At 67.0% G+C, this 20,830-nt stretch carries 21 protein-coding genes, 1 tRNA gene and 2 pseudogenes; 13 read left to right on the top strand and 11 right to left on the bottom strand.

Annotated elements, in window-relative coordinates; translation table 11 throughout:
* Positions 1-90 precede the first annotated feature (90 nt).
* Positions 91-2,007 carry an acyl-CoA dehydrogenase family protein gene (locus tag AWB95_RS10695; RefSeq protein ID WP_062541265.1) on the bottom strand — a complete coding sequence of 639 codons (1,917 nt, stop codon included), beginning with the start codon at positions 2,005-2,007 and terminating at the stop codon, positions 91-93.
* Positions 2,008-2,063: 56 nt separating this feature from the next.
* Here AWB95_RS10695 and AWB95_RS10700 point away from each other — a divergent pair, with 56 nt between their 5' ends.
* Positions 2,064-2,759 carry a VIT1/CCC1 transporter family protein gene (locus AWB95_RS10700; protein WP_062541266.1) on the top strand — a complete coding sequence of 232 codons (696 nt, stop codon included), beginning with the start codon at positions 2,064-2,066 and terminating at the stop codon, positions 2,757-2,759.
* Here AWB95_RS10700 and AWB95_RS10705 read toward each other — a convergent pair.
* On the bottom strand, positions 2,740-5,274 hold the full coding sequence (locus tag AWB95_RS10705; protein WP_169714665.1) for an ATP-binding cassette domain-containing protein: 2,535 nt from the start codon (positions 5,272-5,274) through the stop codon (positions 2,740-2,742). The genes AWB95_RS10700 and AWB95_RS10705 overlap by 20 nt on opposite strands.
* Positions 5,275-5,390: 116 nt before the next feature.
* Positions 5,391-5,879, bottom strand: a complete 489-nt coding sequence (locus AWB95_RS10710) for a MarR family winged helix-turn-helix transcriptional regulator (RefSeq protein ID WP_062541896.1) — start codon at positions 5,877-5,879, stop codon at positions 5,391-5,393.
* 126 nt (positions 5,880-6,005) lie between these two features.
* On the opposite strand from AWB95_RS10710, the gene AWB95_RS10715 reads away from it, so the two are divergent.
* A complete protein-coding gene (locus AWB95_RS10715) occupies positions 6,006-8,039 on the top strand; it encodes an ABC transporter ATP-binding protein (protein ID WP_085168181.1) in 2,034 nt (677 codons plus the stop codon).
* Positions 8,036-8,866 (top strand): CbiQ family ECF transporter T component, encoded by an 831-nt coding sequence (locus AWB95_RS10720; protein WP_062541856.1) that lies wholly within the window; start codon positions 8,036-8,038, stop codon positions 8,864-8,866. Before AWB95_RS10715 ends, AWB95_RS10720 begins: the two co-directional genes overlap by 4 nt.
* Here AWB95_RS10720 and AWB95_RS10725 read toward each other — a convergent pair.
* From AWB95_RS10725 to AWB95_RS10735, 3 genes are all read right to left on the bottom strand, one after another.
* A complete protein-coding gene (locus AWB95_RS10725; RefSeq protein ID WP_062539873.1) occupies positions 8,863-10,182 on the bottom strand; it encodes an ABC transporter substrate-binding protein in 1,320 nt (439 codons plus the stop codon). The two genes, AWB95_RS10720 and AWB95_RS10725, sit on opposite strands and share 4 nt — an antisense overlap.
* A gap of 61 nt (positions 10,183-10,243) precedes the next feature.
* On the bottom strand, positions 10,244-11,059 hold the full coding sequence (locus AWB95_RS10730) for a carbohydrate ABC transporter permease (protein ID WP_062539874.1): 816 nt from the start codon (positions 11,057-11,059) through the stop codon (positions 10,244-10,246).
* A complete protein-coding gene (locus AWB95_RS10735; protein ID WP_062539875.1) occupies positions 11,046-11,909 on the bottom strand; it encodes a carbohydrate ABC transporter permease in 864 nt (287 codons plus the stop codon). Before AWB95_RS10735 ends, AWB95_RS10730 begins: the two co-directional genes overlap by 14 nt.
* Positions 11,910-11,942: 33 nt before the next feature.
* Between AWB95_RS10735 and AWB95_RS10740 the strand changes: the two genes are divergently transcribed.
* From AWB95_RS10740 to AWB95_RS10765, 6 genes are all read left to right on the top strand, one after another.
* On the top strand, positions 11,943-13,460 hold the full coding sequence (locus AWB95_RS10740) for a TldD/PmbA family protein (RefSeq protein ID WP_062539876.1): 1,518 nt from the start codon (positions 11,943-11,945) through the stop codon (positions 13,458-13,460).
* Positions 13,457-14,821 (top strand): TldD/PmbA family protein, encoded by a 1,365-nt coding sequence (locus AWB95_RS10745; RefSeq protein ID WP_085168183.1) that lies wholly within the window; start codon positions 13,457-13,459, stop codon positions 14,819-14,821. The genes AWB95_RS10740 and AWB95_RS10745 overlap by 4 nt, the downstream gene beginning before the upstream one ends.
* Positions 14,822-14,863: 42 nt before the next feature.
* A complete protein-coding gene (locus AWB95_RS10750; RefSeq protein WP_084707099.1) occupies positions 14,864-15,118 on the top strand; it encodes a type II toxin-antitoxin system VapB family antitoxin in 255 nt (84 codons plus the stop codon).
* Positions 15,118-15,519 (top strand): type II toxin-antitoxin system VapC family toxin, encoded by a 402-nt coding sequence (locus tag AWB95_RS10755; RefSeq protein WP_062539877.1) that lies wholly within the window; start codon positions 15,118-15,120, stop codon positions 15,517-15,519. The genes AWB95_RS10750 and AWB95_RS10755 overlap by 1 nt, the downstream gene beginning before the upstream one ends.
* A gap of 43 nt (positions 15,520-15,562) precedes the next feature.
* Positions 15,563-16,393 (top strand): carboxymuconolactone decarboxylase family protein, encoded by an 831-nt coding sequence (locus AWB95_RS10760; RefSeq protein WP_062539878.1) that lies wholly within the window; start codon positions 15,563-15,565, stop codon positions 16,391-16,393.
* A 37-nt stretch (positions 16,394-16,430) separates the two neighbouring features.
* Positions 16,431-16,507 (top strand) — tRNA-Ile (locus tag AWB95_RS10765).
* Positions 16,508-16,576: 69 nt separating this feature from the next.
* On the opposite strand, the gene AWB95_RS10770 is transcribed toward AWB95_RS10765, so the two are convergent.
* From AWB95_RS10770 to AWB95_RS10785, 4 genes are all read right to left on the bottom strand, one after another.
* Positions 16,577-16,831, bottom strand: coding sequence for a hypothetical protein (locus tag AWB95_RS10770; RefSeq protein ID WP_062539879.1), 255 nt, complete (start codon positions 16,829-16,831; stop codon positions 16,577-16,579).
* A gap of 15 nt (positions 16,832-16,846) precedes the next feature.
* A complete protein-coding gene (locus AWB95_RS10775; RefSeq protein WP_062539880.1) occupies positions 16,847-17,263 on the bottom strand; it encodes a ferritin-like domain-containing protein in 417 nt (138 codons plus the stop codon).
* Between the two features lie 301 nt (positions 17,264-17,564).
* Positions 17,565-17,942 carry a type II toxin-antitoxin system VapC family toxin gene (locus tag AWB95_RS10780; protein ID WP_062539881.1) on the bottom strand — a complete coding sequence of 126 codons (378 nt, stop codon included), beginning with the start codon at positions 17,940-17,942 and terminating at the stop codon, positions 17,565-17,567.
* On the bottom strand, positions 17,939-18,196 hold the full coding sequence (locus tag AWB95_RS10785; RefSeq protein ID WP_099539739.1) for a ribbon-helix-helix domain-containing protein: 258 nt from the start codon (positions 18,194-18,196) through the stop codon (positions 17,939-17,941). Before AWB95_RS10785 ends, AWB95_RS10780 begins: the two co-directional genes overlap by 4 nt.
* A gap of 158 nt (positions 18,197-18,354) precedes the next feature.
* Between AWB95_RS10785 and AWB95_RS10790 the strand changes: the two genes are divergently transcribed.
* The 4 genes and pseudogenes from AWB95_RS10790 to AWB95_RS24115 all read left to right on the top strand — a co-directional run.
* Positions 18,355-19,119 carry an RsiV family protein gene (locus AWB95_RS10790; protein ID WP_085168185.1) on the top strand — a complete coding sequence of 255 codons (765 nt, stop codon included), beginning with the start codon at positions 18,355-18,357 and terminating at the stop codon, positions 19,117-19,119.
* 113 nt (positions 19,120-19,232) lie between these two features.
* On the top strand, positions 19,233-19,589 hold the full coding sequence (locus AWB95_RS10795) for a type II toxin-antitoxin system Phd/YefM family antitoxin (RefSeq protein WP_062541092.1): 357 nt from the start codon (positions 19,233-19,235) through the stop codon (positions 19,587-19,589).
* Between the two features lie 13 nt (positions 19,590-19,602).
* The gene (locus AWB95_RS10800) at positions 19,603-20,244 is read left to right on the top strand and encodes an ATPase (RefSeq protein ID WP_062541091.1); all 642 of its coding nucleotides are present in this window, start codon (positions 19,603-19,605) and stop codon (positions 20,242-20,244) included.
* A 140-nt stretch (positions 20,245-20,384) separates the two neighbouring features.
* Positions 20,385-20,542 (top strand): annotated as a pseudogene (locus AWB95_RS24115) (IS982 family transposase); the annotation flags it as partial.
* On the opposite strand, the pseudogene AWB95_RS10805 reads toward AWB95_RS24115, so the two are convergent.
* Positions 20,527-20,814: pseudogene (locus AWB95_RS10805) on the bottom strand (biotin carboxylase); the annotation flags it as partial. The pseudogenes AWB95_RS24115 and AWB95_RS10805 overlap by 16 nt on opposite strands.
* Between the last annotated feature and the right edge of the window lie 16 nt (positions 20,815-20,830).

The following is a 20,830-nucleotide window of genomic DNA, read 5'->3' on the forward strand; positions in this document are numbered from 1 at the left end:
AGCTGGCGGATCGTTGCAGGGGATTCACCAAACCCCCCGCGAATTCCCAGTTTTCGCCAAGCTTGCCTGCGCGCGCCGGCGTGGCGCGAATCACTCCGGCAGGTTTTCCGGATGCAGCATCTCGGCGTAGCGCAGCGACTCGGGGATTCCGAATCCGTCGACCAACGTTTCGGCGTAAGGTCGCAGCCGGCGGCACCGGTCGTTGATGCCGCGGGTGACGGCTTTGGCCCGCTCGGTGGACAGATACCGGTGCTCGATATACCACGCCTTGTCGTCTTCAATCACCGTCAACGCGTACAGGTCACACACCAGATCGAGGATCTCGCGGGCCTTCTCGTCCTCGCACGAGTCGATGCCCGCGACGAACGCCTCCAGCACCACCCGGTCGATGTGTGCGGACGCTGCGTGCAGCACGTGATCCTGCACCGCGTTGAACGCGTCGAACGCCGACATCTCGTTGGATTTGGCCTGCAGCCGGCGCGCCACCGAGGACAGCAGGTACTCTTCGCGGTCCTCGAACATCTTGACCTGGGTGCCGCGGTTGAACAGGCTGCCCTCTTCCTCGCTGTCTTGCCGGGCATCGATGATCCGCTGCATGATCGCCTCGGCCGCGGTGCGTTTCATCACCCGATCGCTAACGGCGTTGGCGGCGAAGCGAACCCACTCCACCGGGCTCATGCTGCGGATGTCGTCGGCGTAGGCGGTCAGCAGCTCCTTGGCCACCAGCTGAGTCAGCACGTGGTTGTCGCCCTCGAAGGTGGTGAACACGTCGGTGTCGGCCCGCAGCGCGATCAGCCGGTTCTCGGCCATGTAACCGGCGCCGCCGCATGCCTCGCGGGCTTCCTGGATGGCCTTCGATGCGTGCCAGGTGTTGGCTGCCTTCAGCCCGGCGGCGCGCGATTCCAGTTCGCGTTGCTCCTCGGCGTCCGGGGCGTCCGCGGTCTGGATGTCGTGGCATTTGGCCACCAGCTCGTTCTGCGCGAACTGCAGCGCATAAGACTTGGCGATCAGCGGAAGCAGCCGGCGCTGATGCACCAGGTAATCCATGATCAGCACCTCGCCTTCGCCATCGGGGGCGCTGAATTGCCTGCGCTGCAACGCGTATCGCGTGGCGATGTCCAGCGCCAGCCGAGCCGCGTTGCCGGCGCTGCCGCCCACACAGACCCGCCCGCGGATCAGCGTGCCGATCATGGTGAAGAACCGGCGACCCGGATTGTCGATCGGCGAACTGTAGGTGCCGTCCGGCGCCACATCGCCGTACTTGTTCAGCAGGTTCTCCCGCGGTACGCGCACGTGGTCAAACACGATGCGGCCATTGTCTACACCGGGCAGACCGCCCTTGTAGTGGTTGTCCGACGTCGTCACACCCGGTAGGTCGTTGCCGTCGGCGTCGCGAATCGGCACCAGAAAACAGTGCACGCCGTGGTTCTCCCCACCGGTGATCAGTTGCGCGAATACCGCTGCGATGGTGGCGGTTTCGGCGGCGCCGCCGATGTACTCCTTACGCGCGGACGGGGTCGCGGAATCGATGACGAACTCTTGCGTCTCCGGGTCGTAGGTGGCCGTCGTCTCCAGCGACTGCACGTCGCTGCCGTGACCCCATTCGGTCATCGCGAAGCAGCCGCGCAGTTCGAGGTTGATGATCTTCGGCACATACCGTTCGTGATGGGGTTCGGTGCCCAGATTCTCCACCGCGCCGCCGAACAGACCCCACTGCACGCCGGCCTTGACCATCAGCGACAGGTCCGACATGGCCAGCATCTCGATCATCGTGATCGCCGCGCCGACGTTGCCGGTGCCGCCATGCTCCTTGCGGAACCCGTCGTCGGCGGCGCCGGCGTCCGCCATGATCTTCATCTGCTCCGCGACCTTGGTACGGGCGATCACCGTGTTGGGCGTGTAGTGCGGGGCGAAGATCTCGTCGCTGAGCCGCTCCCGCATCTGGTTCTTCACGTCGCGCCAACGCCCGTCAAGCGTGTTGCGCAGATGTTCGGCAATGGTGGTCATACCACTGACCGTAACGCGATCGGGGCGCCGACAGGCCGGTGAGCTTAGATATCGCCATGACCCAGTACGACGTCGGTCACACCCACTCCGATGTGAGCGGTGGCTGGTTGCGGGCGGCCAGCTTCGGTGCCATGGACGGTTTGGTCAGCAACTCGGCGCTGATCGCCGGGGTGGCCGCCAGTGCCGGCACCCAGGCCGTCGTGCTCAGTGGTATCGCCGGCCTGCTGGCCGGCGCGTTTTCGATGGCACTGGGCGAGTACACGTCGGTGACCACCGCCAACGAGCAGATCGACTCCGAGGTCTATGTCGAACGTCGCGCATTGCGGACCCGTCCGCAGGCCGAGCGGGCGGAGCTCGTCGACATGTTGGTGAAGCTGGGCCTGACCGAGAACACCGCCGAGGTCGCCGCCGACGAGATCCACCGCGACGAGAAGGGCGCGATCACCTTCCATCTGGCGCAGGAGCTCGGCGTCAACCCCAGCGAAAAGCCGTCGCCCTGGCTCGCCGCGCTGTCGTCGTTCGCGATGTTCGCTGTCGGTGCGGTGATCCCGCTGGTCCCCTACCTGCTCGGTTTCGAGTCGCTGGCGGCGGGACTGGCCTGCGCGGGCATCGGGCTGCTGATCGCGGGTGGCGTGGCGACCCGGTTCACCCGCAAGCCGATCTGGTGGGGCGCGTCGCGCCAACTGCTGTTCGGCGCCGTCGCCATCGCCGCCACCCATGTCGTGGGGAAGCTCATCGGGATGGCGGTGTGACGGTAGTTTCGACGCGACGCAGCCGCCACCGCACGAGCACGGCGCCCACCACACCGAACCCGATCAGGATAGCCATGTCGAGCAGCCACCAGCCGGCCGAATGGGTCCACGACTCGTCGTAGCTGGCCAACAGGTTGATCGCGTGGACGTCGACGGTGGACGCCGCGGCCGCGAAACCCCACCGCGACGGCACCAGCCAGGCGAGCTGCTCCAACCCGAAGCGCCCGGCCAGCGGAAAAGCCCCGCCGGAGAATAGCAACGACAGCAAGATCAACACCACGGTCATCAGCACAAGCTGCTCGGCGTACCTCGCCAGCGACGAGAGCACCAGCGCGACGATCACCGACACAATCGCCGTGGCCGCCAGGCTGACATAGAGCTCGAACGCCGAGCTGCCCAGCAGCACCGCGCCTTTCACCGGTGCGCCCTTACCGGCGACCGCGGCGGTGGTGATGACGGCGGTCTGCACCAGGGCCACCAGACCGTAGACGATGACCTTGGCGGCCAGGTATGCAGACGTCGACAACCCGTCGGCCTGCTCGCGCTGGAAGATGCAGCGCTCGCGGAACAGATCGCGAATGGCCAGCGCGGTACCCATCACCACCGCAGCGAGATTCAGCACCACCAGGATTTCGACGGCCTCGTCCGGGCTGTCGCCGTACGGGTCGGCTCGCCCCAGCCCGGCATGGCCGGGCACTACCAACGCCAATGCGCCGAACAGCGCCGGCAGGATCGTCAAGAAGATCAGGTAACGCTGGTCCCCGACCAGGAGCCAGGCCTGCCGCCGCGCGGCGACCACGATTTGCCGCCACACCCCGAGATGTTCCGGCGGGCCAAGCGGCTCAACGGTTTCCGCGGCAGCGGGCGGCTCCTGCCCGCGTGCGAGGAATTTCTGGTGGGCACCGTCGGGGTCGCTGGTGACCTGCGCCAAGATCTCCGGCCAGCCGGCGTCGATCTGTGCCGGCGGGCCGACGAAGGCGACGGTGCCGGCGGAGGTGAGCAACAACACCTGGTCGCACACGCCGACGTGGTCGACCGCCGTGGTCGACATCACCACGACACGCCCGGCGTCGGCGAGCCGTCGCAATACCGCCACAATCTGCTGTTGACCCTCGGGGTCCAGGCCGGCGGTGGGCTCGTCCAGAACGAGTAGCGACGGTTCGGTGATCAATTCGGAGGCCAGCGAGGCACGCTTGCGCTGTTCGATCGCGAGCCTGCCGACCTGAATGGTGCGCCGCGAATTCAGCCCCACCTCGGCGATGACCCGGTCCACTATTTTGCGGCGATCGTCACCCGAAGTGCTTGGTGGCAGCCGTAATTCGGCGACGTAGCCCAACGCTTGCTCGACGGTGAGTTGCGGATGCACAAGGTCGGCTTGCGGCACGATGCCGATGTAGGGCCGCATCGTGCCGTACTCACCGTGCACATCGTGGCCGCCGACGGTGACTGTGCCGTCCGTGGGTCGCACTGCGCCGCCGAGCAGATCGATCAGGGCGGACCCGGCGGCTGGCGACGGCCCGACGATCGCGGTCAAGGTGCCAGGCGCAGCGGTGAACGACACTTCGGAGAGCACCGGTTGGCCCTCGATGCCCAAAGTCAGGCGTCGGGCATGCAGTGCACCGAGTTTAGGCGCCGGGCGCGACGGGCCCCCGGTACCGGCCACCTCGGCGCGCGGCAACCGGCTGGTGGGGGCCGTCTCGTGCGGCCGCGGGGCCGGCCGATTCGGGATCAGCCGCTGCATGGCTCCGGTCATGCGCCCGACCAGGTCCTGCCCCTTGCGCTGGGCGGTCTGCGGCCGCGACGGCTGCGATTCCAGTTGCGGCTCAGGAGGTTTCGGGTGAGCCGCCGGTGGCGGTGGCGGGGCCTGCGGTGGTGGTGGAGGCGGCGGCGCGGGCGGCGGTGGCGCCGGCGTCGGTGGCGCCTGAAAACGCGTGGTGGGCAATTGAGAAGGCGGCGTCGGCGCGGCCGGCCGCGGCTCGGGGGCCGGTGGCCGCGCCGGTTCTTGCCGTGGCCGCGGCAAGCGGAATCGCTGTGTAGGCGCCTGGGAGGGCGGGCTTTTCGGCTGGTCGGCAGGTGGTGGCTGGACACGTGGCGGCGGTCCGGGGGATGCAGGCATCCGCGGCGGGACGGGCCGCTTCGGTGGCGGGGGAGGCGGCATCGGCCGCCCGCGTGGCGGCGGCCCGGCCTGCGGTACCGGCGCGCCTCTGCGGGGTGGCGGCGGGGCGGGCGTGGCCAGTTGGAACACCAGCTTCGGGCCGTGTCGCGGATCACCTAGCGTGATGGCCCGGCCGTCACGGATGAAGACGGTCGACATGCGCACGCCGTCGACGTAGATGCCGTGTTGGCTGCGATCCAGCGCCACCCACTGCCGGCCGTCGTGGTGGAGCACCAGGTGGGTGGGCGAGGTGGTGGGCTCCATGCCGTCGAGGTGGATATCCGAGCGGGTGTCGCGGCCGACCGTCACGTCGCGGCCGGCGGGGAAGGTGTAGCGCTTCGATCCGACCCAGACGGTCAACGGGGAAGCCTGCGCCTCCGGCCGCATAGTTCACCACCTTTCGCACCCATCGTTTTGGGCCGATCAACGGTTTGTCTACCCGCCATCATGCGCCCAGAATCTCGGCGGCCGGGCGGTCAGCGCGGGCGAGTTGGTGGCGCGGCGTCGTCGAGAAGCCGATGCAGGACGGCAACGGCCTCGGCTAGCGTCTTGCGGTCGGCGGGCTCGAGCCGGCCGAGCTGTGGCTCGATCGCGGCCGCCCGATCAGCCCGAACCCGGTTGAGGGTGCGCATCCCCTCCGGCGTGATCCGGATGCGTACCGCCCGAGCGTCGCCGGGGTCGACGGACCGGGTGACCAGGCCGGCGTCTTCCAGCCGTCGCACCTGGGTGGTCATCGTGGGTTGCGAGCAGTGATCCACGGTGGCCAAATCGCAGATCCGTGCCTCGCCCTGGGCTTCGATGGTGGCAAGCAGCCGCGCCTGGGCCGCCGGCAACGGCATCTGGACGCGTTGGGTCGCGTAGCGGTTGAGCCGGGCAACAACTGCCAGCAAATCCGCGCCCAGACCCGGCACGGCCTCGCCGGGGTCGCGGGCCGGACCGGGCCGGGCCGTGGCGGATGACGTCATGCCTCCATAATTGCATAGCTTGGCTATATACACCACGTGTCGGGCGAGTTCGCGGCGGCAAACACCGGGCGGACGGCACGGCGTGCGAACACCGCACACCCGGCGACAACTGGCAGAATCAGTGAAATGACCGCCGCCGGCACAGCGACTCCCGCGCGACGGGCGCGATCGCTGCGCCCGCACGAACTTGCGCAGGCGTCGGTGATGGCCGCCCTGTGTGCGGCGACCGCGATCATCGCGGTGGTCGTCCCGTTCGCGGCCGGTCTGGCGCTGCTGGGCACCGTCCCGATGGGCCTGCTGGCCTACCGCTACCGGCTACGTGTCCTGATCGCTGCGACCGTGGCCGCCGGAATCATCGCCTTCCTGATCGCGGGCATGGGCGGCTTCATGACCGTCGTCCACAGCGCGTACATCGGCGGGCTCACCGGGATCGTCAAGCGCCGCCGCCGCGGCACTCCGACCGTGATCGCCGCGTCCCTGGTTGCCGGCGCGGTGTTCGGCGCGGCGGTGGTGGCCGCGCTGGCGGTGCTGGCCCGGCTTCGGCACCTGATCTTCGCGGCGGTCGCCGCCAACGTCGACGGGATCGCGGCGGTCATGGCGCGGTCGGGTTTGGAGCAGTCCGCCGCCGACCTCAAGCGCTTCTTCGCCGCCGCGGCGCATTACTGGCCGTGGCTGCTGCTGGCCAACTTCGTCATATCGATCATGATCGTGTCGCTGATCGGTTGGTGGGCGCTGTCGCGGGTGTTGGATCGGATGCGCGGCGTGCCCGACGTGCACAAACTCGACGCGTTGGTCGAAACCGGGCCGATCGCACCGGTTCCGGTGCGGTTGGATCGGGTGCGCTATCGGTATCCGGGCACGCACCAGGACGCGCTGCGGCCGGTGAGCCTAGAGGTTGACGTCGGCGAACACGTCGCGGTCACTGGTGCCAACGGTTCGGGCAAGACCACGCTGATGTTGATCCTGGCCGGGCGGGAACCCACGTCAGGCAGCGTCGAACGTCCGGGTGTGGTCGGGCTGGGTCGGCTGGGCGGCACCGCGGTCATCATGCAACACCCGGAGAGCCAGGTGTTGGGAACCCGGGTCGGCGACGACGTGGTGTGGGGACTGCCGCCGGGCACCACCACCGACGTCGACCGGCTGCTGGCCGAAGTCGGGCTCGACGGGCTCGCCGAACGCGACACCGGGAGCCTCTCGGGCGGCGAACTGCAACGGCTGGCCATGGCCGCCGCGCTGGCGCGCGAGCCGGCGCTGCTGATCGCCGACGAGGTCACCAGCATGGTCGACCAGCGGGGCCGCGAAGCGCTGCTGGGCATCATGTCCGGCTTGACCGAGCGGCACCGCACCGCCCTGATCCACATCACGCATTACAACGACGAGGCCCAATCCGCCGACCGCACAATCAATCTCAGCGATTCACCGGACAATACCGAGATGGTCGAGACGACGGCCGCGCCGGCAGCCACCCCTGTCGACCACTCGGACACCACGCCGGTGCTCGAACTGGCCGGCGTCGGCCACGAATACGGCAGTGGCACACCGTGGCAGAAGACCGCGCTGCGCGACGTCAGCTTCTCGGTGTATCAGGGCGACGGGGTTCTGATCCACGGCGGCAACGGATCCGGTAAGTCCACGCTGGCCTGGATCATGGCGGGGCTGACGGTGCCGACCAGCGGCACCTGCCTGCTGGACGGGCGACCCACCCACGAGCAGGTCGGCGCGGTGGCGTTGTCGTTCCAAGCGGCCAGGTTGCAGCTGATGCGCAGCCGGGTAGATCGGGAAGTGGCCTCGGCGGCGGGCTTTTCGCCCGACGACCACGAGAGGATCGCGAACGCGCTGGTCGTGGTCGGACTGGACGCTGCGCTGGCACAACGGCGGATCGACCAACTCAGCGGCGGCCAGATGCGCCGCGTGGTGCTGGCCGGACTGTTGGCCCGGTCGCCGCGGGCGTTGATCCTCGACGAGCCGCTCGCCGGGCTGGACGCGGTCAGTCAGCGCGGCCTGCTGCGGCTGCTGGAGGATCTGCGCCGCGACCAAGGGCTGACCGTGGTGGTGATCTCCCACGACTTTGCCGGCATGGAGGAGTTGTGCCCGCGCACGTTGCATCTGCGCGACGGCATGCTCGAAGCGGCATCGGCGACTGCCGGAGGTGTGTCATGACGACCGCCGCGCCCACCCGCCGGCCGTCGCGCCCGGTCGTGCTGTTGCGTCCGGTGCCGCACGGCTCACCCGTCCACGACCTGTGGGCCGGCACCAAACTGATTGTGGTATTCGGCATTTCGGTGCTGATGACGTTCTATCCGGGATGGGCGTCGATCGCGCTGGTGGCCGCGCTGGTGCTGGCGGCGGCCCGCGCCGCCCGCATTCCGCGGGGTGCGCTGCCGTCGGTGCCGCCCTGGTTGTGGATCATGCTGGCGTTCGGCGGGATCACCGCGGCATTGGCCGGCGGCGACCCGGTGATTCACCTGGGCGCTCTCTCCCTGGGACTCGGCGGGCTGCTGAACTTCCTGCGCATCACCGCGCTGTCGATCGTGCTGCTCGGCCTGGGTGCGATGGTGTCGTGGACCACCAATGTCGCCGAGATCGCGCCTGCCGTTGCGACATTGGGCCGTCCGCTGCGGATCTTGCGGATTCCGGTCGACGAGTGGGCCATCGCGCTGGCGCTGGCGTTACGGGCTTTCCCGATGCTGATCGACGAATTCCGGGTGCTGTACGCCGCTCGCCGGTTGCGGCCCAGGCAGGTACCGCGGACCCGGCGCGGGCGTCGGCGACGCCGCTGGGTGGAGTTGGTCGACCTGCTCGCGACGGCCGTCACCGTGACGCTGCGGCGCGCCGACGAGATGGGCGACGCGATCACCGCCCGCGGCGGCACCGGCCAGATCTCGGCTGCCCCGTCGCGGCCCAAGCTGGCTGACTGGGTGGCACTTTCGATCACCGCCGTGGTGTGCGCCGCTGCGCTGGCGGCGGAATTGATGCTCGGCGCTTAGCGGCGTGCCGCGGCGTTGGCCGCGTCCTGGGCTTCGCGCACGATTGTCGCCACGTCGCCGCGGCCAAGGAACATCTCGTCGAAGTACGGTTTGAGGGCCTGGTAGCCGGCGGGGAAACCCGCCCCGCCCGGCGCCGAGATCCGCGGTCCGTTCAGCACCGCGAAAAACGGTGTGACGTCGACGCCCTTGCCGGCCCAGAAGTCGAAGTAGACCCGCTGCGCCGGCCGGACCGCGGGGATGGCGCTGCCCTGGCGGCCCAGGTATTCGTTGCCCTGTTTGCTGCCCATCCAGGCCAACACCTGCCGAACCGCATCTGGATGCTTGGAAGCCGAATTACCTGCCGCGGCAATGCCATTGGTGACGCTGACCCGGCCATTCGGGCCGGCCGGCAGCATCGCGATTCCCCAGTGGAAGCCGGCCTGCCCGGCCACCGCCGCGAGGCTGTAGGTGCCGGACTGGAACAGCGCCATCTTGCCGGCCAGGAACTGGTTGCGGGAAAAGTCGTTGTTGGCGTTGGTGTCCGAGGCCGGCGGTGCGACGTGGTCGTCGTTGATCAATCGGACCAGGTAGCCGAACGCGGTGCGGGCGCCGGGGTTGTCGAACGCGAACCGGTCGCCGTTCTGGAATACCCCACCGGCCGACCCGATGTAGTTCAGGTAGATGCCTTGCGGGTCGTTGGCCGCGTTGTAGCCCCATTGCCGTACCCGCCCGGCGTCGAAACCCGCTGTGCCAGCGCTGTTCCCGTTGGCGTCGAGGGTGAGCCGAGCCAGCAACGGCCGCAGGGTGTCGCCGTTGTCGGGGCGCCACCGCACGGTGCTGAGCTGACCGGGGTCGACGCTGGCCCTGGCGAGCAGGTCTGCGTTGTAGTACACGGCAATGCCGGCGTCGGTCAGTTGCGGCACCCCCCACAGAATTCCGGAACGGGTGAACTGGTCGACGACAGACGGTTCCCAGTCCGGCTTCGCGTCGATTTTCATCAGCCGTCCGCTGTCGGCGTAGGCGGCGAGGTAGGCGTTGGACAACCAGAAGATGTCGTCGGCGCTGCCGCCGGCCACGTCGGTGCGCAGGGTGTCGAAGTAGGTGGAGTAGGCCACCACGTTGGTGCGCACCTCGATGCCGGGATGGGTTCGGGTGAACGCTGCGAACGACTGCCGGTAGGCCGCGGCGACTTGCTCGTCCCACAGTCGGACGGTCACCGCGGTTTTGCCGCCGCGCGGGGTGGCCGAGATGTCCAGCAGCACCGCCGCCGCGGCCAGCAGGGCGGCCACCAGAAGCACTCCGACCGCAACCAGTGTGGAACGCCTCGGGCGGGTCATCGAGATCGCGTCCAGGGTCGTAAATCGGCGAAAATCACAGCCCTCAGCGCAATCTCGACAGTCATTTGAGCCCCGTCATGACGATCGAGCGCACGATGTGACGCTGGAATGCCACGAACAGCACGATCAGCGGCGCGATCGCCACCGTCGTGGCTGCCATCACCAACGTCCACTGGGCGTTGTAGCGGGACTGCAGCGCCGCTGTCGCGACCGTCAACACCCGCCACTTGGCGCCGCTGGTGATCACCAGCGGCCACATGAAGTTGTTCCACTGCGACACAACCGTGATCAGCATCAGCGTCACCAGGATGGGTCTGCTCGCCGGCACGATCACGTGCATGATCACATCGAGCGTGTTGGCGCCGTCGAGGCGGGCGGCGTTGATCAGGTCGTCGGGAATGGCGCGGAAGTACTCGCGCAACAGGAAGATCGCGTACGGCGAACCGAAGACGAACGGTAACACCAACGCCCAGAACGTGTTCCGCAGACCCACTTGGGCCATCATCAGATACAGCGGCACCACGGTCACGGTCGCAGGCACCATCAACGTTGCGATGTAGACCCAGAACAGAGCGTCACGGCCGGGGAACCGTAGCCGCGCAAAGGCGTATGCGGCCAATACCGAAAAGCTCAGCTGGCCGAGAAGGATCACCGCCGTCATCAATGCGGTGACCGCCAGCGCCCGGCCGAAACCGGCGCCAGCCAGGTCGGTGTAGTTGGCCAGCGTCGGCGGGCGGGGCCACGACAGCGGGGTGCCCGTCGCGAACTGGCGTGCGGAGGTGAACGACGTCAGCAAGGCAAGCGCGAACGGCGCCAACGTGATCAGCGCGCCGAGCCCCAGCCCGGCATACACGGCCGCGGCCCTAGACGAGGTCATAGCTGATCCGCCGCCGGAAATACAGATGCTGCACGACGGTGACGCCGACCAGGATCACGAACAGCACCACCGCCATCACCGCGGCCCGCCCGATCGCCGCCGCCCCGAACGCCTCGACGTAGATGCGGTGCGCGACCAAATCGGTGCGCCCGGCCGGTCCGCCGCCGGTCAACGCATACACAGTGTCGAAAACCTGTGCCGCGCTGACGATTCCGGTGACGAGCACAAAGAATGTGGTGGGCCGCAGCATCGGCAACGTGATGCGCCAGAACCGCTGCCAGGCCGTCGCGCCGTCGGTCAGCGCCGCGGCGTGGATCTCGGCCGGAATCGCAAGGATGCCCGCGACGAAGAACAGCGCGACGTAGCCGACATTCGTCCACACGATCACCGCCGACACCACCGGCAACGCCAGACCCGGATCGGTGAGCCATTCGATGCGATGCCCCAAGACCGTGCTGACCGCGCCGTCGGTCGGCGCCAGGATCCAGCGCCACAACACCGCGATCGCCAGCGGCGCGCAGATCCACGGCAACACATACAGCGTGCGAAACGCGGCGCTGCCGGGCAGCTCCCGCGCCAGCAGCGCCGCGGCCGCCAACCCCAACATGGTCTGCGCCGGCACCACGATCGCCACGAAGATCAGCGTCACCAGCAGCGAGTTGCCGAACGTCGAGTCGGCCAGCACCGAGCGCCAGTTGTCCAGTCCGACATACTCGATGGGTCCCAGCAGATCCCAGCGGTGCAGGCTCAGCCACACCACGACCAGGATGGGCAGCAGCAGGAACGTGACCACGCCGAACAGGCTGGGGGCCAGCAGCGCATATCCCAGCGCAGTCGAGCGTCGCGCCATGGGTGTATTAAAGCCGCTCGCTACGGTGGAATCGTGACGCCGACCCGGGGAATCGACGACGACTTTCTCGACCTGCCCCGCCACGAGCTGGCCGATGCCGCGCTGTCGGCGGCCAAAGCGGCCGGGGCCAGCCACGCGGACCTGCGGATTCACCGCATCACCAGCGAAGTCATCCGGCTGCGCGACGGCGAGCTGGAGACCGCGGTCATCAGCCGCGAACTCGGCTTGGCCGTGCGGGTGATCGTCGACGGCACCTGGGGATTCGCCTCACATGCCGAGCTGTCGGCGCCCGTCGCCGCCGAGACCGCGCACAGGGCGGTGGCAGTGGCCACCGCGCTGGCGCCGCTGAACGCCGAACGCATCGAGCTCGCCACCGAGCCGGTGTACCGCGACGCCAGCTGGGTATCGAGCTACGAGGTCGACCCGTTCACGGTGTCCACCGCCGCCAAGGTCGCCGTGCTGGCGGAGTATTCAGGCCGCCTGCTGGCGGCCGACGGGGTCGACCACGTCACAGCCGGGCTGACCGCGGTCAAGGAGCAGACCTTCTACGCCGACACGTTCGGCTCGACGATCACTCAACAGCGGGTGCGGCTGCTGCCGCGATTGGAGGCGGTCAACGTCGACGCCGCAGCGGGCGGCTTCGACACCATGCGCACGCTGGCGCCGCCGACGGCCCGGGGCTGGGAGGTGGTGGCCGGCGACGAGGTGTGGAACTGGAGCGACGAGCTGGCTCAGATCCCGTTGCTGCTGGCCGAGAAGGTCAAAGCGCCCGGCGTGACGCCCGGCCGCAAAGACCTGGTGATCGACCCGACCAACCTGTGGCTCACCATCCACGAGTCCATCGGGCACGCCACCGAATACGACCGCGCGATCGGCTACGAAGCCGCCTACGCCGGAACATCTTTCGCCACTCCCGACAAGCTCGGCACACTGCGCTACGGCTCACCGGTGATGAATGTGACCGCCGACCGCACCGTCGAATTCGGTTTGGCGAGCATCGGTTACGACGATGAGGGAGTGGCCGCGCAAAGCTGGGATCTGGTGCGCGACGGGATCTTTGTCGGCTACCAGCTCGACCGGGTGTTCGCGCCGCGGCTCGGGCAGTCGCGGTCCAACGGCTGTTCGTATGCCGACTCGCCGCACCATGTACCGATCCAGCGGATGGCCAACGTGTCGCTGCAGCCGGGCACCGACGAGCTGAGCACCGCCGACCTGATCGGCCGGGTCGAGGATGGCATCTACGTCGTCGGCGACAAGTCCTGGTCAATCGATATGCAGCGCTACAACTTTCAGTTCACCGGGCAGCGGTTTTTCCGGATTCGCAACGGGCGGTTGGACGGTCAGCTGCGCGATATGGCCTACCAGGCCACCACCACCGATTTCTGGAATTCGATGGAAGTCGTTGGCGGGCGGTCGACATGGCAGCTGGGCGGGGCCTTCAACTGCGGCAAGGCCCAGCCCGGTCAGGTGGCCGCCGTCAGCCACGGCTGCCCGTCGGCGTTGTTCCGCGGGGTCAGCGTGCTCAACACTCGGGCGGAGGCGGGCCGATGATCGGGGCGCAGCAGGTCGTCGAGGCGGCGTTGGGTGCGTCGCGACGCGCCGACGAGACGATCGTGATCGTCAGCGACCGCAGCGAGGCGTCGCTGCGCTGGGCGAACAACTCGATGACCACCAACGGGGTGTCGACCAGCCGCAAAACCACGGTGATTTCGATTGCCCGCCAAGGTAACAGCGCCCGTGTTGGCTCGCTCAGCACAGCCGAGGTGGACCCCTCGCTGATTCCCGGATTGGTCGAAGAGTCGGCGGAGGCCGCCCGCTCGGCGCCGGAGGCTCGTGACGCCGCGCCGCTGCTGCCCGGTACCGGCGTGCCCGAGGACTGGGATGCCCCGGTCCGCGCGACCGGGGCCGAGGTATTCGCGGACGTCGCGGGGGCGTTGCGCCTGGGATTTCGTGGCGCGGATCAGCTGTACGGCTTTGCCCGCCACGAGCTGCAGACGACGTTCGTGGCGACGTCGACCGGGCTGCGACGACGCTACACACAGCCCACCGGCTCGGTGGAGATCAACGCCAAGCGCGGCGGTGCCAGCGCCTGGGCCGGTGTCGGCACGCCTGACTTTGCCGATGTGCCAACGGATTCGCTTTTGGAGCAGCTTTCCACCCGGCTGGGATGGGCCGAGCGAACTCTGGAGCTGCCCGCGGGTCGCTACGAGACGATCATGCCGCCGTCGACGGTGGCCGACATGATGATCTATCTGGGCTGGACGATGAGTGGCCGAGGCGCGCAGGAAGGCCGGACTGCGTTTTCGGCGCCCGGCGGGGGAACCCGGGTGGGGGAGCGGCTCAGCGACATGCCGCTGACGCTGTACTCCGACCCCTTTGCACCCGGGCTGGAATGCGGGCCGTTCGTCGCCGCCACGAGTTCGTCGGAGACGGTGTCGATCTTCGACAACGGCATGGACATCGGGCGGGTGGACTGGCTGCGCGAGGGCGTGATCAACGCGCTGGCCTATCCGCGAGCGGCGGCCGCCGAGTTCAGCGTTCCCGTTGCGGTGGCCGCAGATAACCTGCTGATGACCGGCGGCCATTCCACGCTCGCCGACATGATCGCCGAGACCGAGCGCGGGCTGCTGCTCACTACCTTTTGGTACATCCGCGAGGTCGACCCCACCACGCTGCTGCTGACGGGGCTGACCCGCGACGGGGTTTACCTTGTCGCCGACGGCGAAGTAGTCGCGGCGGTCAACAACTTCCGGTTCAACGAGAGCCCGCTGGATCTGCTGCGGCGGGCAACCCAGGTCGGGGCCAGCGAGGTGACTCTGCCGCGTGAGTGGGGCGATTGGGCCACCCGGGCGGCGATGCCGTCGCTGCGGATCCCGGACTTTCACATGTCGTCGGTCAGTCAGGCGCAATAAACTGGTATTCTAGAATCCAGCCGATTGTATATAATCTGTCCTATGGCGCTGAGCATCAAGCATCCTGAAGCCGACCGGCTTGCCAGAGAACTCGCAGCTCGGACGGGAGAAAGCTTGACAGAAGCGGTAGTGATCGCACTGCGCGAGCGCTTAGCCCGTGAAACCGGGCGTACTCGGGCCATTCCGCTGCGCGAGGAGCTTGCCGCCGTCCGCCGCCGCTGCGCGGCCTTGCCGGTAGTCGATGACCGGTCCGCAGACCAAATTCTCGGCTATGACCAGCGCGGACTACCTGTCTGATGGTGATTGATACCTCCGCTTTGGTAGCAATGCTGAGCGATGAGCCGGAGGCGGAACGATTCGAGGCCGCTGTCGAGGCCGACCATGTCCGCCTGATGTCGGTGGCGTCATACCTGGAGACGGCCATCGTGATCGAGACTCGCTTCGGTGAACCTGGCGGACGGGAGTTGGATCTGTGGCTGCATCGCGCCGCAGTCGATCTGGTTGCCGTCGATGCCGACCAGGCAGACGCCGCGCGAGTCGCCTACCGCCGATACGGCAAGGGACGGCATCGCGCAGGCCTGAACTACGGCGACTGCTTCTCCTACGCCCTTGCCAAGATCAGTAGTGAGCCTCTTCTGTCCAAAGGGGACGACTTCCCGCACACCGACATCCGCCTGGTTGCAACAGGCGCAGAATGACCGCCGCGACGATTCCCAGCCGACCAGGCGCAATAGTTCCCTGATGGACGGACTGTTGACGCCGTTGGTGGCACTATCCGGTGGTCGGATCGCGACGCTGGTTCGGAGTGTCTGCGCGCGAGCGTTGTCGTTGCCGCCGCTGCCATCCGAGGTTGCGGTGGACAGGCCGGAGTCGGACACCGAGACGGTGGTGGCCGAGTTCGCCGAGCAATTCAGCATCGACGTGTCGATGATCGGCGACGAGCAGCGGTCGCGATTGTCGTCCGCCTTGGGGGACAAGACCTTTGGCGCCGTGGTGCAGATGTACATCGCCGACTTCGTTCCCCGCGTGCGGGCAGGGCTGGAAGTGCTCGGGGTCGGCCAGGAGCACCTAGGGTGGGTCACCGAGCCGATTGCGTGGGATCACTCCACCAACCCCGCCGGCGCGGTGTTCAACGGATTTCTGCCCGCCGTGGCGCGGCTGCGTGAGCTCGACGCGCTGACGTCGGAGCTGGTCCGGCTTCGCGGGGCGGCGCAGCACAACTGCCGGTTGTGCAAGTCGCTGCGGGAAACGACGGCACTGCATGCCGGCGGGTCGGAATCGCTGTACGGCGACATCGAGCGATTTGAGGCGTCGGCATTGCTGACCGATCGTCAGAAGGCGGCGTTGCGGTATGTCGACGCGCTGATCTGGTCGCCGGGGCACATCGACCGCAGCGTGGCCGCTGCGGTGCGGGCGCATTTCTCCGAGACTGAGGCCGTCGAGCTGACCTTCGACGTGATGCGCAATGCCAGCAACAAGATCGCCGTATCCTTGGGCGCCGACGCGCCACGGGTCGAGCAGGGCACCGAGCAGTATCTTCTCGATGCTGACGGCCAGACGGTGTTCAGCTGACCGCGCCGGGCCATGGCAACATGGTGCCGACGCGCCAGGGGCGGTAGCTCAGTTGGTTAGAGCCGCGGACTCATAATCCGTTGGTCGCGGGTTCGAGCCCCGCCCGCCCCACCATATTTCTGTATGACCTCGGCTGATGCTTGCTTGACTTCAGGCCGCCGCGGCGTCGGCACCGTCTATAGGCTAGCCCTCGGTGTGCCGTGTAGGACTTTGCGGTGATTCCCACTTCGATTCCAGATGCGTTCGCACCACTGTGCCTGCAGCTAGTTCGAGCTGGAAGGTTTCACCGTCGTCGTCTTCGAGCGTCACGACATAGCCGTCGTTGCCCGCGTCCTTGAACACCACTTTGTAGAGCTGTTCGCCAGAGCCGCGGTCGACGGCGATCATGTCGCCAGGTGTGACGTCGTCGATGCGGTCGTCGCCAAATACTTCAGGCATTAGTCGATGGGGGATTCAGCCGCCGAGTGCGTCTTCCAGTTCCCGCACGTGATCCTGCGTTTGCTGCAGCAACGGCCGTAATGCCTCGGCGACATCGGGCAATCCCAAGTCGGTTGCCTCCATCACGCGCTGGCGGTAGCGGTCCAGCTGACGCCGTTCCAGTTCCACATCGGCCTTCAACGCCGACGCGCCGTCGGTAGCGTCCGGGACGTCGGGCACTGTCACGGTCGGCGTACCGCCGAGGAAATCGATCTGCTGAGCGAGGATCTTGGCGTGCTGCAGCTCTTGGGCGAGGTGCCTATCCAATTCCTCGGTGATCGAGTGGTATTCGGGTCCTTTGATCGTTGCGATGTGCTGGGTGTACTGAACGATCGACTGATACTCGGTAGCCAGATCCTCGTTGAGCCGTTCGAGAAAAGTGCCGGTGTCCATGTGGCTTAGGTTTCACCGAAGACCGCGCGCTGAAACGTATTCGCCTCACCAGCACCGATGACGGCTGGGCGCCGAGTTCCCTTCGGTTCGTCGAACGTGGGGGATATGGACGAGAAGTGGGCGGATTGTGTACTTCCCCCCACGCTCGGCGCGCCTTGGACGGTTCTGAGGCACGCTCCGGGCTGGTGTCGAATTACTGGCTCAGGACACTAACGGAGCAGCGGCATCACCAATGGGCCACCGAGCTTTTCGGCCAAGGCGGCGTCATCGTGGCGCCGACCAGCTGAAGGCCCCAACGAGGTCAGTACGGCGGCTCCAACCTGGTGAACATCGGAAAATGGCGCACATTGGTCGTGAGCAGTTCGGCGTCGATGACGATTGCGGTGGCCGCGATCAAGTAATCAACGGCACCGATACCGCTGTGGCTTTGTCGGTAGCGACGGGCAAGCCCTCCGGCAACGCGGGCGATTTCCTCGGTTACTGCGGCCCAACGCAGGGCGGAGCAGAACTCCTCGAGCGCATCGAGCTCTTTATCGCGTACGCCTGCAAGGAGCTCGAATCGGACCAATTCGCTGGCCACTAAGTCTTCGCCGCTCTCGATGACCGTCGCGAGAAAGCCGACAGCGGCCGGCTCGCCGCGCAAGTGGTCGACAGCGATCGTGGTGTCGAGCAGCTTCACGCCAGGCCGAGCCGGTTTAGGCGTTCGTTGAGGTCGCCGCGAACCGCGTCGACGTACTCGGAGCCGGTGAAGTCGCGTCTACGCCAGCTGCCGGCACTTCGCTTCAGCGCCGCCATCCGGTCTTCTTTGCTTCCGCTGCTGTAAGTGGCGCGAATTGCCCGACGAATGAGTTCGGCCCGCGATGCACCGCTTGCTTTGGCGGCGCGATCGAGAAGCTCGATCTCCTCATCCGTAAGGGTGATTTGCGTGCGCACGACATCACCATACATCTAGTGATGTATAACCGCCTCGGGCGCGACACGGCCGGAGCACACCGACGCCGCTCGGCCCTGGACTACGGTATGCAGCGGTAGCTCCGCCCGCCCATCTCGTCCGCGGCGCGGTGCCACGTTTGCTTGGAGGGATTCAACCTATGCGCTTCTTCAGCATCGTCGTGCTCGTCGCGGCCACCGCCATCTTCGGCTCTGCCGGTATTGCCGAGGCTGCCCCGAAGGACTACTGCGCCGACCTCAAGGGCGCCAATACCGGCCGTACGTGTGAGATCCAGCTGTCCGACCCCAGGTACAACGTCGACATCAGCATCCCGCTGGACTATCCCGATCAGAAGTCGGTCGCCGAATACGTATCCCAGACGCGCGACGGATTCCTCAACACGGCCAAGTCGGGCGCGCCCAGCGATACACCCTATGAGCTGACGATGAAGCCGACGGAATACAACTCGGCGATTCCCCCGCGCGGCACGCAGGCCGTCGTGTTCAAGGTGTACCAAAACGTCGGCGGCCCGAAGACGACGTGGAAGGCGTTCAACTGGGACCAGACCTATCGCAAGGCGATCACCTACACGGCCGCTTCGGACGACAAAGAACACACGCCGTTGTGGCGGGTGGACGATCCGCTAAAGACCGTCGGGCCGATCGTCCAGGCCGAACTGCAGAAGCAGCAGGCACCGCCTGCCGCGCCGCCGGCGCAACCGGGACAGCCGGCGGCCGCGACGCCCACGCCGCCGCCCTTGCCGATCGCACCGGGCGCGCTGTACAACCCGGACAACTACCAGAATTTCGCGGTGGTCAACGACGGGGTGTACTTCTTCTTCGATCAGGGCGCACTGCTGCCCGCCTCGGCCGGAGCCTTGCAGGTGCTTGTGCCTCGATCGGCGATCGACCCGATGCTCGCATAAAACCTGGTTTCGCGGCCGGACACGACGGAGACGTTCGACAAAATGTCTCGTTCGGACAAAATAGCCAAAACGGCTAGAATAGTGTGGTGTCGATAACGAAGGAGGGGAGCGCCATGTCCACGGTCTCCTTCCGCAACCACGACGGCAAGCTGGTCGATGTACCCACGGTGGCCGCCAGTCGCTTCAAAAACGAGTTCGGCGCGGTATTCGAACAGGCTGCCGTCAACGGTGCCGTGGTGATCACCAAGCACGACACTCCCCGGGCCGTACTGCTGTCGTATGCCGAATTCGAGGCTCTGACAGCATCGGCCACGCCTGCGCTCGACGATCTCACTGAGCGCTTCGACAAGCTGCTGGCCACCATGCAGACACCGAAAGCGAAGGCCGGAGTCGCTGCGGCCTTCGATGCCACGCCGGAGGAACTGGGCGCCGCCGCGGTGAGGGCGGCGCGCACCGCGCAGCCACGGTGAGCCCGCGCGGCCGATGGCTCGAAAAACAACGAGGCCCGCGCAGGTACACGTGCTGGCAGGGGTCAATGGCGCCGGCAAAAGCAGCATCGTCGGCGCGACGATCCGCGATAAGGGCGGTGAGTACTACAACCCTGACGAGGCGGCACGCGAGATCATGGCGGCCAATCCCGGACTTGGCCAGACCGAGGCTAATGCGGCGGCATGGCAACAGGGTCGAAAGCTCTTGCAGTGCGCGATTGATCAAGGCCTCGACTTCATCTTTGAGACCACCCTCGGCGGCAACACGATCCCGCGACTACTCGCCGAGGCCGCCAAGCGTGGTGCCGAGGTCCACATCCTCTACGTAGGGCTCGGCAGCGCCGAAGCCCACATCGAGCGGGTGCGACAACGGGTCCGCGCCGGCGGGCACGACATTCCCGAAGCCGACATCCGCCGTCGCTGCCGCCACAGCCTGATCAACCTGGTGACATTGCTACCCGAACTGACTGAGCTACGGGTGTACGACAACTCAGCGAACGCTGATCCCGCGGCCGGGCAGGCACCGCAGCCGGTCTTGGTGCTGCACATGGAACGCGGCCGCATCGTCGGGCCGTCCGATTTAACGTCCACGCCGGCTTGGGCCAAGCCCATCGTCGCGGCCGCGCTAGATGAGTAATTCCCAATTGTCCGTCCGGTGTGCACTGACTGCGGCAAGCGTCGAGCGTGCCCGCCGGCAGTGCACATTCGACCTGGCAGCGGCGTGTCCCGGCGTGTCGGCTTGTGACGGATGTGGTGGGAGGGCATCGATGGACGTTTGTGACGACGAACCTCGATGCCCTCCTTACCGAACTGTATGTGACCATCGACGATCATGTGCTCGGACCCGCGCGGCGTGGTCCGGGACGGCCCAAGCGGCTCACCGACGCCGAGTTGTGGTGTGTTTGGCCGTGGCGCAAGTGCTGCTGGGATCGCGCAGGAGGTAATTGCACACATCCTCCATGGAGTCGAAATCCATGCGGTTGCGCCGCCGCGGCACGAACACCCGCGGATGTTCGCCTTCGAAGGAGTCAAAGTACGTGAGGTAGAAGAAGTTTCGTATCCAGCGGTCGATGCCGAGCAGGTTGAACGGCGTCGGCGAGATGAAATACAGCGGCACGGTGTTGGTGTGAAAGAACGCACGGACGTCCGAGATGCCGTTGAGCGTGCGGCGTGGCTCGGACTCAGGCCCGCTGGTGCGTATGTCCATGCCACAAGTGTGCACG

Origin of the sequence: Mycobacterium celatum (assembly GCF_002101595.1) — a bacterium.
GTDB lineage: Bacteria > Actinomycetota > Actinomycetes > Mycobacteriales > Mycobacteriaceae > Mycobacterium > Mycobacterium celatum.

Excerpts from the sequence above, each read along its gene's own strand:
- AWB95_RS10750 (WP_084707099.1), top strand. The coding sequence starts at position 14,864 with ATGGCGCTGAGCATCAAGCATCCTGAAGCCGACCGGCTTGCCAGAGAA.
- AWB95_RS10760 (WP_062539878.1), top strand. The coding sequence starts at position 15,563 with ATGGACGGACTGTTGACGCCGTTGGTGGCACTATCCGGTGGTCGGATC.
- AWB95_RS10770 (WP_062539879.1), bottom strand. The coding sequence starts at position 16,831 with ATGCCTGAAGTATTTGGCGACGACCGCATCGACGACGTCACACCTGGC.
- AWB95_RS10730 (WP_062539874.1), bottom strand. The coding sequence starts at position 11,059 with ATGACCTCGTCTAGGGCCGCGGCCGTGTATGCCGGGCTGGGGCTCGGC.
- AWB95_RS10790 (WP_085168185.1), top strand. The coding sequence starts at position 18,355 with ATGCGCTTCTTCAGCATCGTCGTGCTCGTCGCGGCCACCGCCATCTTC.
- AWB95_RS10695 (WP_062541265.1), bottom strand. The coding sequence starts at position 2,007 with ATGACCACCATTGCCGAACATCTGCGCAACACGCTTGACGGGCGTTGG.
- AWB95_RS10715 (WP_085168181.1), top strand. The coding sequence starts at position 6,006 with ATGACCGCCGCCGGCACAGCGACTCCCGCGCGACGGGCGCGATCGCTG.
- AWB95_RS10745 (WP_085168183.1), top strand. The coding sequence starts at position 13,457 with ATGATCGGGGCGCAGCAGGTCGTCGAGGCGGCGTTGGGTGCGTCGCGA.
- AWB95_RS10795 (WP_062541092.1), top strand. The coding sequence starts at position 19,233 with ATGTCCACGGTCTCCTTCCGCAACCACGACGGCAAGCTGGTCGATGTA.
- AWB95_RS10755 (WP_062539877.1), top strand. The coding sequence starts at position 15,118 with ATGGTGATTGATACCTCCGCTTTGGTAGCAATGCTGAGCGATGAGCCG.
- AWB95_RS10710 (WP_062541896.1), bottom strand. The coding sequence starts at position 5,879 with ATGACGTCATCCGCCACGGCCCGGCCCGGTCCGGCCCGCGACCCCGGC.
- AWB95_RS10700 (WP_062541266.1), top strand. The coding sequence starts at position 2,064 with ATGACCCAGTACGACGTCGGTCACACCCACTCCGATGTGAGCGGTGGC.
- AWB95_RS10800 (WP_062541091.1), top strand. The coding sequence starts at position 19,603 with ATGGCTCGAAAAACAACGAGGCCCGCGCAGGTACACGTGCTGGCAGGG.
- AWB95_RS10775 (WP_062539880.1), bottom strand. The coding sequence starts at position 17,263 with ATGGACACCGGCACTTTTCTCGAACGGCTCAACGAGGATCTGGCTACC.
- AWB95_RS10720 (WP_062541856.1), top strand. The coding sequence starts at position 8,036 with ATGACGACCGCCGCGCCCACCCGCCGGCCGTCGCGCCCGGTCGTGCTG.
- AWB95_RS10725 (WP_062539873.1), bottom strand. The coding sequence starts at position 10,182 with ATGACCCGCCCGAGGCGTTCCACACTGGTTGCGGTCGGAGTGCTTCTG.
- AWB95_RS10735 (WP_062539875.1), bottom strand. The coding sequence starts at position 11,909 with ATGGCGCGACGCTCGACTGCGCTGGGATATGCGCTGCTGGCCCCCAGC.